At 62.3% G+C, this 15456-nt stretch carries 11 protein-coding genes; 10 read left to right on the forward strand and 1 reads right to left on the reverse strand.

Going from position 1 to position 15456, the window contains the following annotated elements:
- Window positions 1-118 precede the first annotated feature (118 nt).
- Complete coding sequence (gene pucL, locus M1E05_RS04700; protein ID WP_461164604.1) at window positions 119-1027, reverse strand: factor-independent urate hydroxylase; 909 nt, start codon at window positions 1025-1027, stop codon at window positions 119-121.
- A 299-nt stretch (window positions 1028-1326) separates the two neighbouring features.
- Here pucL and M1E05_RS04705 point away from each other — a divergent pair, with 299 nt between their 5' ends.
- The 10 genes from M1E05_RS04705 to M1E05_RS04750 all read left to right on the forward strand — a co-directional run bounded on the left by M1E05_RS04705 (window position 1327) and on the right by M1E05_RS04750 (window position 15455).
- Window positions 1327-2574: an XdhC family protein gene (locus tag M1E05_RS04705; protein ID WP_461164605.1), complete on the forward strand. Its 1248-nt coding sequence runs from the start codon at window positions 1327-1329 to the stop codon at window positions 2572-2574.
- A 10-nt stretch (window positions 2575-2584) separates the two neighbouring features.
- Window positions 2585-3535, forward strand: a complete 951-nt coding sequence (locus M1E05_RS04710) for an FAD binding domain-containing protein (RefSeq protein WP_461164606.1) — start codon at window positions 2585-2587, stop codon at window positions 3533-3535.
- Between the two features lie 2 nt (window positions 3536-3537).
- Window positions 3538-6396, forward strand: a complete 2859-nt coding sequence (locus M1E05_RS04715; protein WP_461165185.1) for a molybdopterin-dependent oxidoreductase — start codon at window positions 3538-3540, stop codon at window positions 6394-6396.
- Window positions 6397-6448: 52 nt separating this feature from the next.
- On the forward strand, window positions 6449-7690 hold the full coding sequence (locus M1E05_RS04720; protein ID WP_461164607.1) for an amidohydrolase: 1242 nt from the start codon (window positions 6449-6451) through the stop codon (window positions 7688-7690).
- Between the two features lie 1527 nt (window positions 7691-9217).
- Window positions 9218-9724 carry a nuclear transport factor 2 family protein gene (locus tag M1E05_RS04725; RefSeq protein ID WP_461164608.1) on the forward strand — a complete coding sequence of 169 codons (507 nt, stop codon included), beginning with the start codon at window positions 9218-9220 and terminating at the stop codon, window positions 9722-9724.
- Entirely contained in the window at window positions 9724-10290 is a 567-nt protein-coding gene (locus tag M1E05_RS04730; RefSeq protein WP_461164609.1) for a TetR/AcrR family transcriptional regulator, read from the forward strand. The genes M1E05_RS04725 and M1E05_RS04730 overlap by 1 nt, the downstream gene beginning before the upstream one ends.
- Window positions 10291-10782: 492 nt before the next feature.
- Window positions 10783-12459, forward strand: a complete 1677-nt coding sequence (locus M1E05_RS04735) for a thiamine pyrophosphate-dependent enzyme (protein WP_461165186.1) — start codon at window positions 10783-10785, stop codon at window positions 12457-12459.
- A 12-nt stretch (window positions 12460-12471) separates the two neighbouring features.
- Window positions 12472-12624, forward strand: a complete 153-nt coding sequence (locus tag M1E05_RS04740) for a recombinase family protein (RefSeq protein WP_461164610.1) — start codon at window positions 12472-12474, stop codon at window positions 12622-12624.
- A gap of 196 nt (window positions 12625-12820) precedes the next feature.
- Window positions 12821-13870 carry a PDDEXK nuclease domain-containing protein gene (locus M1E05_RS04745; RefSeq protein WP_461164611.1) on the forward strand — a complete coding sequence of 350 codons (1050 nt, stop codon included), beginning with the start codon at window positions 12821-12823 and terminating at the stop codon, window positions 13868-13870.
- Between the two features lie 601 nt (window positions 13871-14471).
- Window positions 14472-15455: an aldo/keto reductase gene (locus M1E05_RS04750; RefSeq protein WP_461164612.1), complete on the forward strand. Its 984-nt coding sequence runs from the start codon at window positions 14472-14474 to the stop codon at window positions 15453-15455.
- Window position 15456 lies beyond the last annotated feature (1 nt).

A 15456-nucleotide genomic window follows, 5' to 3' on the forward strand; every position in this document is an offset into this window, starting at 1 on the left:
TTTCCTAGGCAGCTGAGGCTGCATTTGAGGCTGCGTGGGCAGCCGCTGCGGCGGCAGCGTCCGCTGCCGATTCGGGGCGAAGAACCTGGGGACAATCTAACCGGCATTAGGTCCGCCGTCAGCAAAAGCCGGCGATGCCGGTCCAGGCGGCATCAGCTGGCGCGGCATCTTCACGCTGCACCGTGGCTTCAATCAGGCCGTAAGGGCGGTCTGCCGCGAAGAACACTTCGTTGGGGTTGTCCAGGCCGAAAGGGGCGAGGTCCACCAGGAAGTGATGCTTATTGGGCATCGAGAACCTGATCTCGTCGATCTCGCCATGGGCTTCCAGCACCTTGGTCCCCATGTCGAACAGTGTCTGCTGCAGGGCGTGGGAGTACTTCTCAGCGAAGCCCTCCAGCAAAAGCCGCCTGACGTCGTCGTAATTCCTGTTGAAATCGAAGGCGCGCACGTCCAGGGCAGGATTGAATCGCCAGCGGGCCGTGACATCGGTAGCCAGGATCCGGTCTGTGGTCTCGGGGAGGGTGGTGTATTTGTCCTTGGGGTAGCCGGTGAAGCCCGACTGGGTTGATTTCAGGACCGTGAGCTCCCGGAGACCCGAGACGACATGGATGGCCGCACCGTCCCGGACCACCACGGCGGTGCGTACCTCGCGGCCGTTGCGCACGAACGAATGATGGTGGTCTTTGCCCGCCACCTGGATCCGGTCCCAGCCGTAGGACTCCGCTTCCCAGCGGCCGCCGCTGACCCACTCGAAGCTCGAGGAGAAGTGCTCGCCAAGCCTCAGCAGGAAGGCTTCAGGGGAGCCGATGCCGGCCCGGGCGAAGGCGTAAATGGTGTTCTTCTGGGTGTCGGTGGCCACGACGTGGGTGTTGTTGCCTTCCAGATGCGCGGCAGCAAAGTCCCCGCGAAGTTGCGAGGTAACGTTGAGGTCCTCAATCTCGTGGCGTTTGGTATCCCGGGTGATTTTGACGACGCGGACTTCGGCCTTGCCGTACTGGTTGCTGCCGAGGACTATCTTCCCGCTCATGGTGTTTTCCCAACTTCCGGTCGCTGGAACCAAGGTGGCACAGCGAAATTAACAGCATGTTTCCTGCCCTGTCCTAAAAAGCACTGCCTTCTAAAAGCACTGCCTGTCCTAAAAAACACTGCCAACAAAAAAGAGCCTAAAGGAACCCGCAACTTTCACTTCGGGTGGCTAGCCGGAACACTGTCGGCAGGATTGATCCCAGGCGGCTGCGGCGGGGCTTGCTTCCTTCGGCGGAGAACAGGCAGCAGAATGGACAACACCGCGGCGAGGGACATGCCCGGGGACGAAGGGAGAGCCGCATGCTGAATCTATTGCCTTCCGTCCGGGACTGGCAGCCTGCGGTTTCCGGCCAGCGCTGTGCTGTGGCCACCGTGGTGGGGGCAACAGGGTCTGTGCCGCGGCCCGTGGGTACGTCGATGATCGTGTCCGCCGCCGGCGAGGTGCTGGGCAGCCTGTCCGGCGGGTGCGTCGAAGGGGCAGTCGTCGAGGCTGCACTGGAGACACTGCACGACGGCGGCACCCGCCGCGAGTCGTTCGGTTACAGTGCCGAGGACGCATTTGCGGCGGGCCTCACCTGTGGCGGGCGCCTGGATGTGCACATCGAGCAGTTTGAATTCGGTCCCTCCGGGCCGTTGTGGATGAAATTGCAGGAGACCCGGCTTCCGGATCGGGTGGCTCTGGCACTGATCCGCAGGCTTGACCGGGAGGGGAAGGACGCGGTCGTGATCAACGATCCGGCGCACTTTGACGTCACTGCCTCAGCTGAAATTGCCGCGCTTCTGGACCTCGGCTCGTCACAGCATCCAGCCCTGCGCGCCGCTGCGGCCCAGCTGGAGCCGCTGCTCCGTGGGGGCCGGTCGGGACTCGTCAGGCTGGCTCCCCAGGAGGGTTGTTCACCTGCGTCTGGCCAAACCCTGCCCGCGTTTGGCCAGAAACTGCCCACTGCCGGCCAAACCGTGCCGGAGCCGGTCACCCTGCTGGTGGAGAGCCGCCTTCCGCCGGCCCGGATGCTGATCTTCGGGGCCAGCGACTTCAGCGCCGCGCTCCTGCCCGCCGCCAGACTGCTGGATTATCACGTCACCGTGTGTGATGCCCGCGAGGCCTTTTCGCGCCAGGAGAGGTTCACCGGAGCCGATGACGTGATCACGGACTGGCCCCACCGCTATCTGGCAGCGGAGGTGGACGCCGGGCGGATCGACGCCAGGACCGCAGTCTGCGTCCTGACCCATGACCCCAAGTTCGATGTCCCGCTCCTTGCCGCAGCACTTCAGCTGGAGCTGGCGTATGTAGGGGCCATGGGGTCGCGGCTGAGCCACCGCGGCCGGGTGGAATCCCTGCTGGCGGAGGGCGTGGCGCCGGAGTCGTTGTCGCGGCTGCATTCACCCATCGGTCTTGATCTTGGGGCCGTGACTCCGGCGGAAGTTGCCGTCGCCATCACGGCCGAACTGGTGGCAACCCTGAACCGCGGCAACCAGGCCACAGTGGCCTCCCTGAAGGACGGAGCCGGTCCCATCCACTGGCAGCCCGGCCCGGCAGAAGAACTCTAGGGGAGGGCCCGTGGATCTGAATACCGTTGAGGCAGTTATTTCCACTGCCGATCCCGGGCAGTGGCAGCCGGGTGACGCGTGGTTGGCCGGTGGTACTGTGCTCTTTTCCGACGGAGGAGCCGCAGTCGGTGAGCAACCGCTGAAGCGCCTCCTGGACCTCGGTTCCACAGGCTGGCCACCCATTACTGTGACCGAGGAAGGGCTGGAACTCGCGGCCACCTGCACAGTGGCTGAGCTCTACGATCTTCCCGCGGACTTCCATAGACCCAGCGGGCCGGACGACGGCTCCGCCACTGCCAGCGGATTAGCCGACTGGCCGGCCTTGGCGCTCATCCGTCCCTGCTGCGACTCCTTCGTAGCTTCGTTCAAGGTCTGGAACATGTCCACCGTGGGAGGAAACCTATGTACGGCCCTGCCAGCCGGGCCCATGATCTCGCTTTTCGCTGCCCTCGACGGGCTGGCCACTGTGCTTGACGCCGTGGGTGTGGGCCGGACGGTTCCTGTGGCCGACTTCGTCACCGGCGACGGGCAGAATTGCCTTGCGCCGGGGGAACTGCTGCGCAGCATCACCCTTCCGGCTGCCGCCCTGCGCTCGCGGGTGGCGTTCCGGAGGCTTTCGTTGAGCAATCTGGGAAGGTCCGGGGTGCTCCTGATCGGAAGGCTCGACGCCGATGCCGGCTTTGTCCTGACCGTCACGGCCGCCACCAGGCGTCCCGTTCAGCTGCGCTTCGGATCAGGTTCAGGCGTCCCGCAGACAGCGGTATTACAAAGTGCTATTGACGATGCCATCCCTGACGGTCTCTACCACAACGACGCCCACGGACTCCCGGCCTGGCGCAAGGACATGACGTACCGGCTGGCCGAGGAAATCCGGGTTGAGCTGGGGTCAGTGCCGGGCGAAGGCGGGCGACCGTACGTTTCAGGGGACTTTTGGCCACCGGCCGGGCAGAAGGGGTGGTGACCGTGGTTATCGGGATCAACGGGAACACTGCGGGCTCCCAGCCAAGGCCGGGCCAGTGCCTGCGGACCTTTCTCCGGGAGCAAGGGAATGTCGGGGTGAAAAAGGGTTGCGACGCCGGTGATTGCGGCGCCTGCACAGTACACGTGGACGGGATCCCCGTGCACAGCTGCATCTATCCCGCAGTCCGGGCCCAGGGAAAAGAAGTCACCACCATCGAAGGCCTTGCGGGAGCCTCAACAGGGGCATCCACCGAAGGTTCAACAGGAGCCCCGACAGGAGCCTCAAGCGAAGCAGGGCTGCATCCCATGCAGCAGCAGTTCCTGGACCGCCAGGGATTCCAATGCGGCTTCTGCACGGCCGGGATGATCATGACGGCGGCCACCTTTGACCCGGCGCAAAAAGAGAACCTGGACCGCAGCCTCAAAGGCAACCTGTGCCGCTGTACGGGCTACCGCTCCATCGAGGATGCGGTGTGCGGGCATGACGGGCACCCTGACCCGGAAGCTCAAATCTCAGGCATCGGCGCCAGGGAACACCCTGATCCCCGGCCAGGACAGCTCGGCGATGATGCTCCCGCGCCTGCCAGCCTCGGAGTGGTCACCGGTTCCGCCCCGTACACACTCGATGTCCCGCCCGGGGAACTGCGGGGCCTCCTTCACCTGAAGCTGCTTCGTTCCCCGCACGCCCACGCCCGCGTCTTGAACATTGACGCAACAGCTGCTTTGCAGGTCCCTGGTGTGGTGGCGGTCTTCACGCATGAGGACGCGCCGGAGCAGCTGTTCTCAACTGCCCAGCACGAGCTCTACACCGACGACCCCGATGACACTCGTGTCCTGGATGACGTGGTGAGGTTCATCGGGCAGCGGGTGGCCGCCGTCGTCGCCGATTCGGTGAGCGCAGCGGAAGCCGGAACGCGCGCGCTGAACGTCGAGTACGAGGTCATGGACGCGGTTTTCACACCGCAAGACGCCATCCTCCCCGGGGCGCCGGTTCTCCATGGCGACAAGGATGGCGACACTTCGCGCATAGCCCGCCCGCTTCAGAACGTGGCGGCCGAGCTGCACTCGGAGCTCGGCGACCTGGCCGCAGGATTCGCCAAGGCCGACTTCATCCACGAACATACGTACCGGACCCAGCGAGTGCAGCACGTCGCCATGGAGACGCACGCATCCATTGCCTCCTTCGACGACGACGGCCGCCTCACCGTCCGCACCTCCAGCCAGGTCCCGTTCCTGGCCCGGCGTACCCTGGCGCGCGTCTTCGGCTTGCCGCAGGAGCAAGTGCGGGTGGTAGCCGGGCGGGTGGGAGGAGGTTTCGGCGGCAAGCAGGAAGTCCTGACCGAGGACATTGTGGCGCTCGCGGCCCTGAAGCTCCGGCGGCCGGTGCAGCTTGAGTTCACCCGGACGGAACAATTCACCTCCTCCACTGTCAGGCACCCTTTCACCGTCCACCTAAAGGCCGGTGCCACCAGAGAAGGGGAATTGACGGCCCTGCAATTGGAGGTCCTGACCAACACGGGCGCGTACGGCAACCATGCCCCCGGCGTCATGTTCCACGGCTGCGGCGAATCCCTGGGCGTGTACAAATGCCGCAACAAGAAGGTGGACGCGCAGGCCGTCTACACCAACACAGTCCCTTCAGGCGCCTTCCGCGGGTACGGCCTGAGCCAGATGATCTTCGCCATTGAATCGGGCATGGATGAACTGGCCCGCGGGATCGGAATGGACCCCCTGGAGTTCCGAAACCTGAACATGGTTCGGGAAGGGGACCAGATGCTCTCCACCCATCCGGAGCCCCAGGAGGATGTGCACTACGGCAGTTACGGCCTGGACCAATGCATCCGCCTGGTGCAGGACGCTCTTGACCGCGGCCGTGAACGCTACCGGGCCGCCGGGTTGGAGGACGCCGGGCCTGGTTGGGTTACCGGCGAGGGATCCGCAATCTCCATGATCGATACCGCGCCTCCCCGGGGGCACTTTGCCCACTCCGTCGTTAGGCTCCTCCCGGACGGTACCTATGCCGCCGACGTCGGCACCGCCGAATTCGGCAACGGCACCTCCACTGTCCACGCCCAGCTCGCAGCAACGGCACTGTCCACCACGTCCAGCCGCGTCACCATCCGGCAATCGGACACGGACCTGGTCCCGCACGATTCAGGCGCTTTCGCGTCCACTGGGACGGTGGTTGCCGGCAAGGCGACCCTCGCCGCCGCCGAAGACCTTGCGGTGCGGATCCGTGCCTTCGCTGCCGGCATCCGGCGGGTCCAGTCCTCCGGCTGCGTCCTGGAGGGGGATGCGGTGGTCTGTGAAGGAACCAGGGTGCCGCTGACTGAAATTTACGACGCCGCCTCTGAGGCCGGCGTCGAGCTCTCGGCTGATGGGCAGTGGGGCGGTACCCCACGTTCTGTGGCCTTCAATGTCCACGCCTTCAGGGTGGCGGTCAACACCGGCACGGGGGAGCTGCGCATCCTGCAAAGCGTGCAGGCAGCCGACGCCGGGGTGGTGGTCAATCCGAGGCAGTGCCGCGGCCAGATCGAAGGCGGTATCGCGCAGGCTCTTGGTGCGGCGCTGTATGAGGAAGTGCAGGTGGACGACGCCGGCCGGGTCACCACGGATACTCTCCGGCAGTACCACATCCCCACCTTTGCGGACGTTCCGCGGAGCGAGGTCTACTTCGCGGACACTAACGACAAGCTGGGGCCGCTGGGGGCAAAATCTATGAGCGAGAGCCCCTTCAATCCCGTTGCTCCGGCGCTAGCCAATGCGATCAGGAACGCCACTGGAATCCGTTTCGGGGAGTTGCCGATTCGCCGGGACCGGCTGTACCTGCGCATGAAGGAAGCACGGCCCCGCCCCAGATAACTCCTGCGCCGAGTACTAGCCAGCGCTGGTGTCAATCTGTAAGTGTGAGCCCATGAGTATCGATCTTGAAGAGCTTTATCGCGACCTGCATGCCAATCCGGAGCTTTCGTTCCAAGAAGTCAGGACCGCTGAAATCGCTGCTAGGCATCTGGTTGATCTCGGCTACAAAGTACACCGTAACGTGGGCAAGACGGGTGTGGTTGGCATCCTGGAGAACGGTCCTGGTCCCGTTGTCCTTCTCCGCGCAGACATGGACGCCCTTCCTGTCAAAGAAGCAACAGGACTGGACTACGCCAGTGAGGTCGTCGGCGTGGACCATGAGGGCAGGGAGGTGCCGGTGATGCACGCCTGCGGACACGATGTCCACGTCACCTGCCTGGTTGGAGCCGTGGAAATCCTGGCTGCCCAGCATGAGGACTGGCAGGGAACACTTATTGCAGTATTCCAACCGGCTGAAGAATGGGGTGGAGGCGCACAGACAATGGTGGCGGACGGGCTCTATGACCTGGTACCCAAGCCTGATGTGGTTCTGGGCCAGCACGTCGCACCGTTTCCGGCCGGGTGGTTCGGCATTCGCCCCGGGGTCCTCATGGCATCGGCCGATTCCCTCAGCATCACGCTGCATGGCAGGGGTGGTCACGGATCGCGTCCCGAAACCACCGTTGACCCGGTCCTCCTGGCCGCTGCGGCAACGGTCCGGTTGCAGGGGATCGTCTCACGTGAACTGGCTCCCAGCGATGCTGCCGTGGTCACCGTTGGGCAGATTCACTCCGGAACCAAAAACAACATCATCCCTGAGACTGCCTCTTTGGGTCTTAGCATTCGCTCTTTCAGCAAGGTGACCAGAGACAAGGTTCTAGGTTCCATTGAGCGTATTGTTCGCAGCGAAGCAACAGCCTCAAATGCTCCCAGCGAGCCGGAATTCCACTATGAAGAGCACCTCCCGCTAACGGTCAACGACGAAGCCGCGGCAGCGAAGATTACTGCCGCATTCCAGCAGAAGTTCGGGCCAGGGAAGGTCATTAACCCGGGTGCAGTTTCGGCCAGTGAGGATGTTGGAATGCTGGCACAGGCTGCCGACGCGCCACTGGTCTTTTGGTTTCTTGGGGGAGCTGACCCTTCGTTGTCCTCCTTCAAGGACTGGGCCCAAAGCGGCCGCATGCCGGAGGACATTCCGTCAAACCATTCGCCCTATTTCGCCCCGTGTATCCAACCTACGTTGAGCCTTGGTACGGAAGCGCTCGTTACGGCTGCCCGAGAATATCTGGACGGATCCGCGGTTGAGGATCAGTAGCTGAGATCGCAGCGGAAAAATGGTCTGTACTTTTGGGAAGCCTTGGGCGCAAGAGCGGCCTTCAAGGAAGGCCAGTGCTGATCCAGTCCGGAAGGCTTCCTCTCACAAATGAAAACTCGGGCCAATGGGGGTACCTCGATGTCTGGTCTTAACACCCGGGCCTACCCTCTGCGGCCCGCCAGACGGCCTTGAGCGTTTGTTGCGTGTTCCTGCCAAAAAGCTGGGGAGAAATCGACGGGTCCTTGAGTCGGGACCGTAAGAATTTCTGCAACGGGACGCTCAGGTCCCAGGCAGCACATAAGGTCTAAGCACCAGACAGTTCCGGGGGGACACTGAATGAACAAGGCAACAAAAGGCGCCGTAGCAGCGGGTGCAGCGGGGGTCCTGCTCCTGGGGGAGCAGGTACTCCTGAGGGAAAAGGTACCTTCGCCCTCTGGAAGACACCGATTCGATTGATCGGGCAGCAATTTCAACCGGTGTGCTGACGCTGGGTGTCGGCTCCGGTACCTGGTACAACGGGACTAGGCCAAAATACTACGCTCGACCTCTTCCCTCGCCTTGAAGCTTGAGCAGGCGTAGTACCAGGTTCGCATTCCCAGACCGAACACGATGGGCCGCAAGGAGTCAGGCTTTCCGGGACGATGTTCTGGAGATCAAGCGGGGCCGGCGACGAATCGAGCCTTTCTGAGCCGAAGGCTCAACCCCCCTCGTCGCCGGCCCGTCATGTTCGAACCATGGTGGGCTAAGAAAAAGGGGATCTCGCGGATCTATGCGGCAGCGATCAAGGGTTCGTTGAAGCATTCCTCTGTGGTCTCGTAGTGTTTCAGATCCAGTCCAGCCTGGTCATCTGGAGCGCCATCATGTCCTGGGTCCTGGGTTGTGAACCGCAGCCATAAGTGGCGGCATTTTCGCGACGCTAAATGTCACCCCTGATGCCCGTAAGCCGAACGCTCTGCGGACATTTACCGCGATGGATGGGCTAACCAAATATACGGATGATGGTCCTGTCTTAGTCTTAGTCTTCTTCCGGGACTTGACGCCGCCATCTTGATCTAGCGAGGGCAACGTCTATAGGAATGGCGATCACGAGAACGATTACGAATGCATAGATGAGATCGATCCATTGGCTCAGAAGCAGGACAAGTGCGACTCCTACGGCAGTTGACCAGAAAAACCACTTTCCTAGGAGAGACCCGATGAGCGGAGATTGCTTGATCGCCGTGGACTGCCCGCCCTGAACCGTTCGGTGCCTTGGGGCTACTCTGGCAGCTTCGGCTGCCGTGCGGAGGAGACTCTCAAGTTCTTCTTCGAAAGCCTCCTGAGCGCCGAAAAATGCGCGCTCATCAAGGATCATCTGCCGCCAAGCCGGCCCCGGTGACAACACCCCCCCCGGATCATGAACGACTGGGGGCAGAAACCATGCCGGGACCGACCGGCCAACACACCCATATCCTGCAACAGGACCGGGGTACGAAAAAGGTAACGGGGTTGACGGTGGTCGTCAGGAGCTGTACCTTTTAGTACAGCTTGTACCGCACGGTACAACTTTATCTCGAAGGAGTCCATCATGTCTCGTCCCCCCTCCCTCCGTTCACCGAACAGACCGCCGTCCAGAAGGTCCGTGCCGCCGAGGATGGTTGGAATACGCGCGACCCCGAGCGCATCTCCCTCGCGTACAGCGAGAACAGCTGGTGGCGCAATCGCTCGACGTTTGTGCAGGGTCGCGCCGCCATCGTCGAGTTCCTCGCTGACAAGTGGGAGCGCGAGCTCGACTACCGGCTCATCAAGGAGTTGTGGGCCTACACCAACGACGTCATTGCGGTCCGCTTCGCGTACGAGTACCATGACGCCGCGGGCCAGTGGTTCCGCGCCTACGGCAACGAGAACTGGCACTTCGACAAGGATGGACTCATGACGCACCGTCACGCGAGCATTAACGACTTCGCCATCGACGAGTCCGAGCGCAAGTTCTTCTGGGACGCCTCCGGACCCCGCCCCGCGGATCACCCCGGCCTGAGCGAACTCGGACTGTAATGCCACGCACCCTTCTCGAACGCTCGGACGCCGTTCGCGCCCTCGCCGGTGTCTTCCGCCGGCGAGGGTTTGAGAGCAGCTCCCTGTCCGTCATCCAGCAGGAGGCCGGCATCGGTCGCGGCAGTCTGTACCACTTCTTCCCAGACGGGAAGGCGGACATGGCCAGGGCGGTGCTCGACCAGGTGAGCGACTGGTTTGAGGATGAGGTTTTCGCGCCGCTCCGTTCCGCAACTGACGCCGCTGACGCGGTCTCCGCGATGACGAAGGCGGTCGCTGACTACTTCGTCTCCCGTGAGAATGTCTGCCTATTCGCCGCAATGACACTCGGCGAGGAGAAGGAGACGTTTGCGGGCGAGGTCAAGGTCTACTTCGTGGACTGGGTCGACGCGTTGGCCGCGCTGCTGCAGCGCGGCGGACTCACCCCCGAGGATGCTCACGAGAGCGCGCTGGACGCCGTTGCCGTGATCCAGGGTGGACTCATCATTACCCGCGCCTACGGCGACGAGTCTACGTTCCTGGGGGTCATGGGACGTGTCGAGCGTCGTCTGCTCGCGCAGCTCAGCTGACGCCTGGACCGCGCAGCCCGCTAGACCTAGTCGGCAGGCCCGCAACGAACACAGTCAGCGGACCGGTCAGGGGCTGCACGTCCTCAAACCGGCCCCCAATTCCCAGATCGCGCAAGCGATTTGGGACGACGTGGATGCTTCGACAGTCGCTTCGGCAACAGGCATAACGTACGTCCAAGCAAGGTCAACCGGACTGGCCTTTGACGACGTCCCAGCTTCCGGGACCACGTCTCTTAGCCGGAGCGCTTGCAACCAGATTGCTGGAACCCGTTGATAGCAGCAGTCACGGCCTGCGTATCGAATACATGGACATCCGCGACCCGCCGCCCACGCAGAACCGTGTCGAAGCAGACAACGGTCCGTGCAAGACGCACCATGACCGCCCCCAAACCTAGGAGAGGAGAAACAACAGTGGTAGCAAAGTCAGCTTCACCCGATACCATCCAACCCTCCTTTCCAGATCTGGGATCATCCGCGTCCGCGGGTCGGCAGATCCTAACGGCGGCGGCTGGATTAGGGGAGGCTCCCGCTACGCAGCCGACGAAGTCTGCCGGGCATATCATTGTCGACTCGCTGGTCGCCCACGGCGTCAGGCGCGCGTACGTCGTTCCCGGTGAGAGTTTCCTTGACGTCCTGGACGGACTCCACGATTCACCGATTGAAACGATCCTCTGCAGGCATGAAGGCGGAGCCACGTACATGGCCGAAGCCGACGGCAAGATGAAGCAGGTACCGGGAGTGGCGATGGTGACCCGGGGCCCTGGCGCCGCTAATGCGCACGTCGGACTGCACACAGCCTGGCAGGACTCCACACCGCTTGTGCTCTTCGTAGGCCTGATCCCGCTCGCACACAGGGAGCGGGAAGCCTTCCAGGAATTCGACATCAAGGCGTGGTTCGATACTGGCGCCAAAAGGGTCATGGTGCTCGACGACGCCGAACGTGCCTCGGAAATCGTTGCCGAAGCAATGTTCTCAGCCATGAACGGCCGACCCGGACCTGTGGTTATCGGGCTTCCCGAAGACGTGATCCTCAAGCACATCCAACCGAGACTCCATCCGGTCATTCCTGTGGCTATGGGCGGAATGACAAACGTCGATTTGGCAGCGGTCGCCGAAGGACTCATGAAGTCAAGTAAGCCGCTGTTCGTCACCGGCGGAAACGACTGGACGCAGGCAGGTGCGGACCAGCTCACACATTGGCTGGAAAAGCATCACATCCCGGCAGCGGCAGAATGGCGAACCCAAGGCACGGTCCCCTTCGACTCCCCCTCGTACGTCGGACCAGTCGGTTACGGCCGGCCCCGCCCCACCTACGACCTGCTGGAAGAAACCGACTTCTTGGTTTTCGTCGGTACCGTCCCAGGCGACGTCATCACCGACGGGTTCGTTTGCCGCCAGGACTGGACCAAGCAAAACTTCCTGGTCAGCATCGACCCCTCGCTGCGCGGGCGCTCCGGCCCCGTCTCCTGGCAGATCCTGGCAAAACCCGACACCTTCGTGCGTGACCTCGTCACCCTCGATCTGCCAGTGAAAGAGGAATGGAAAGCATGGACATCCCGCATGCGGGATGAGCAAACAAACTTCTCTAAGCTGCCATCTGCCACCCCCAGAAGCGGACCGGCCCGGATGAACACATTAATGGCCAACCTCGTCCCCACGCTTCCGGACGATGCCATGGTCACTTTCGGGGCAGGAGAACACACCAACTGGGCCCACAGATACTTTCCCACGCGCCGCTACGCCTCCATGATTAGCGCACGCAACGGATCAATGGGATATTCCGTGCCGTCCGCAATAGCCGCGTCCCTCGAAACTCCAGGGCTACGGGTGGTCACCATCGCAGGCGACGGGGAATTCCTTATGAACGGGCAAGAGCTCGCCACTGCCGCCCAGTACGGCGCGACACCGCTGGTGGTGGTTATGGACAACCAGGAATACGGCACTATCCGCACACACCAAGAACGCCACTACCCGCTGAGGGTCTCAGGAACCCAGTTGCAGAACCCGGACTTCGCCCTGATAGCCCAGGCCTTCGGCGGCTTCGGTATCCGAGTGGAAAACGACGTGGATGTTCCCGAAGCTCTCAAAGCTGCTCTGAAAGCCATCGACGAGGACCACGTCTTCGCGCTCGTCCACCTCATTGTCGAGCAACGAGTCAAAGCGTACTAAGGCCGTTCGATTGTGACAGGTTTGGATGGCCGCGTCTCAACGAGCGATCAGGACCTCACGACCCAACGAAACGCTCTCCTTTCCCTGGGTGTGGATGAGAAGCAGATCTTCGTTGAGCACGGACTGACGGGAGCGAATCGGGTGCGCCCTTCCGTGAAGCCATGACAGCCTGCCGAGCCGGGGACACACTCGTGGTGACCAAACTCCACCCTTAGGGCCCGTCAGATTACGCTGTGTTCCCCGAATCCGAGTGGTAGGGGAGTGTCCCGTGCCGGGCGTACCGGTTGTAAGGAAATGGGACGACCGAGTGGCGGGACGTTGGTGCATGTACCTGTCTGACCTGCTGGATAGGATCGAGGGCATGGCATCCACCCGAGATCTTGCGCTCCCCGCCGGCTACACTGACCTGCTCGGCGAGCTCAAGAATCGGGTTCGGGCCGCGCGCACAGCGGCATTGCGGACAGTCAACACCCAGCTCATCGAGCTGTACTGGTCCATCGGCCGGACGATCCTGGAACGTCAGGAGGTCGAGAGTTGGGGGAGCGGGGTCATCGGAAGGCTAGCGGATGATCTCAGGGCGGAGTTCCCCGAGATGAAAGGCCTTTCGCGTTCAAATCTTTTCTACATGCGCGGGTTCGCTGCAGCGTGGCCCGACTCAATTGTCCAACAGGCTGTTGGACAATTGCCCTGGGGCCACATCACCGTGCTGCTGGATAAGCTCGACCGCCCGGATGACCGAGCATGGTACGCAACTGCCGCCGTCGAATATGGCTGGTCCCGAAATGTTCTGCTGAACATGATCATGAACAAAACGCTGGAGCGCACCGGGGCGGCACCGTCGAACTTTGTCCAACGGCTTGTTGGACCAGACTCGGAACTCGCACAGCAAGTCGCCAAAGACCCCTACAACTTCGAGTTCCTGGGCCTGTCCGGCGAAGTGGCTGAGCGCGACCTGGAGAACGCCCTGACCAGCAGAATCACCGAAACGCTGCACGAACTCGGTCCGGGCTTCTCCTTCGTCGGCCGGCAGGTGCACTTCGACGTCGACGGCGACGACTTTTATGTCGACATGCTATTTTTCAACATTGACCAGTCCCGGTACGTCGTTGTAGAGCTCAAGACTGGGAAGTTTCAGCCCGAATGGGCCGGAAAACTCAACTTCTACGTCGCGCTTGTAGATGACATGCTCCGACGCGAGCACCACAAAGAAACCATCGGCATCCTGATCTGCGGCACCAAGAACGACCGCAGCGTCAGGTACAGCCTGGGGCGATCCACTTCGCCCATGGCGGTGGCGGCGTACACCTACGACAAACTTCCCCCGGCTGAACAAAAAGCCCTTCCCGACGAAGGACATCTGGTCGCGGCACTTGAATGGGCCGAACCTGAGACGAATATCGCTGCCGATTGATCCGTGACGATCCTGGGAGAGGTATCCGCAGATAGTGTCCGAAAGTGCCCTCGCCATCGTAAGGATCTAGGAGTTTCCCTATGAGTCCTCGCCATTAGCGAGCCGTCCCGGTCAAGGTTCGGCGGATTCAGGCGGTCATTGCAACAGGAGTCCTTCGATCAGTTCGATCGGTTTTTTGAACTCTAGTCTTTTGCGTGGCCGGTCGTTGAATCCGCCGTTCGGCTTACGGGCACCAGGGGCGACACTTAGCGAAGCGAAAATGCCGCCACTTATCGCTGCGATTCATATCCTACGGAAAAAACGCTAGGGCTGCGTCACAACTCATGTCTGCAAGCGAGAGAGGTTTCACAAACCTGCTGGGAGGGTTTTTGACACGCAGTGGGCAGTGTCATGGGGTACACGGCGTCACTTCCAAGGGAGAGTCGCTAGGAAAGCCGGATAGACCTCACATGGCGTGCGCCATCACAGTGTTCAGTCACTTGCGCCCGGGCGGCGCTGGCGAGTGGGGGAGTTTCGAGCCAAGGCGCTGGAGTTGATAGCGCTAACGGCTACGGGGCAAGCCTGAGTTAGCCAAGGCTGAACAAGCATCTATAGTCGCATTATGGAACAACGCACATTAGGCAAAACCGGCCAGAAGGTCTCCGTTATCGGCCTCGGAACATGGCAGCTCGGGGCCGACTGGGGCAACGTCGATCCCGCCCACGCCCAGGCCATCCTCGCTGCCTCGGCGGAAGCCGGAGTCACTTTCTTCGATACAGCCGACGTATATGGCGATGGCCGCAGCGAGCAGGCCATCGGTGCTTTCCTCGCCGACAATCCGGGGCTGCACATTACCGTGGCAACCAAGATGGGCCGGCGCCTGGATCAGCTGCCCGAAAACTACAACCTGGCCAACTTCCGGGAGTGGACGGACCGTTCGCGGCGGAACCTGGGTACGGAGTGCCTGGACCTGGTCCAGCTGCATTGCCCGCCCACTGCCGTCTATAGCAACGCCGAAGTCTACGACGCCCTGGACACACTCGTGGCAGAAGGAGCAATCCGCAATTACGGTGTCAGCGTCGAACGCGTCGACGAAGCCCTGGAGGCCATGCGCCACGAGGGAACCGCAACCGTGCAGATCATCCTGAACGCCTTCCGCCTCAAGCCGCTCGACGCTGTTCTTCCCGCCGCCCAGGCTGCCGGCGTGGGCATCATCGCACGCGTGCCCCTCGCATCAGGATTGTTGTCCGGCAAGTACACGCTGGACACGCAGTTTGCCAAGGACGACCACCGGAACTTCAACCGCTCCGGCGACTCGTTCGACGTCGGCGAGACCTTCTCGGGGGTGGACTACGAACGGGGACTCCAGGCGGTCACGGAGTTTGAGGAACTGGTGCCCGACGGCGTCAGCACCGCCCAGGCGGCTCTTGCCTGGATCGCGGCCCAGGACGGGGTGAGCACCGTGATCCCCGGTGCCCGCAACGTGGAGCAGGCGCGGGCCAATGCTGAGGCTGCCAGCGTTCCGGGCATTGATGCAACGTTCGACGTCGGCGTCCACGAAATCTATGACCGCTACTTCCGCGAGGCCATCCACCCGCGCTGGTAGG

The organism is Arthrobacter sp. R4-81 (assembly GCF_054792365.1).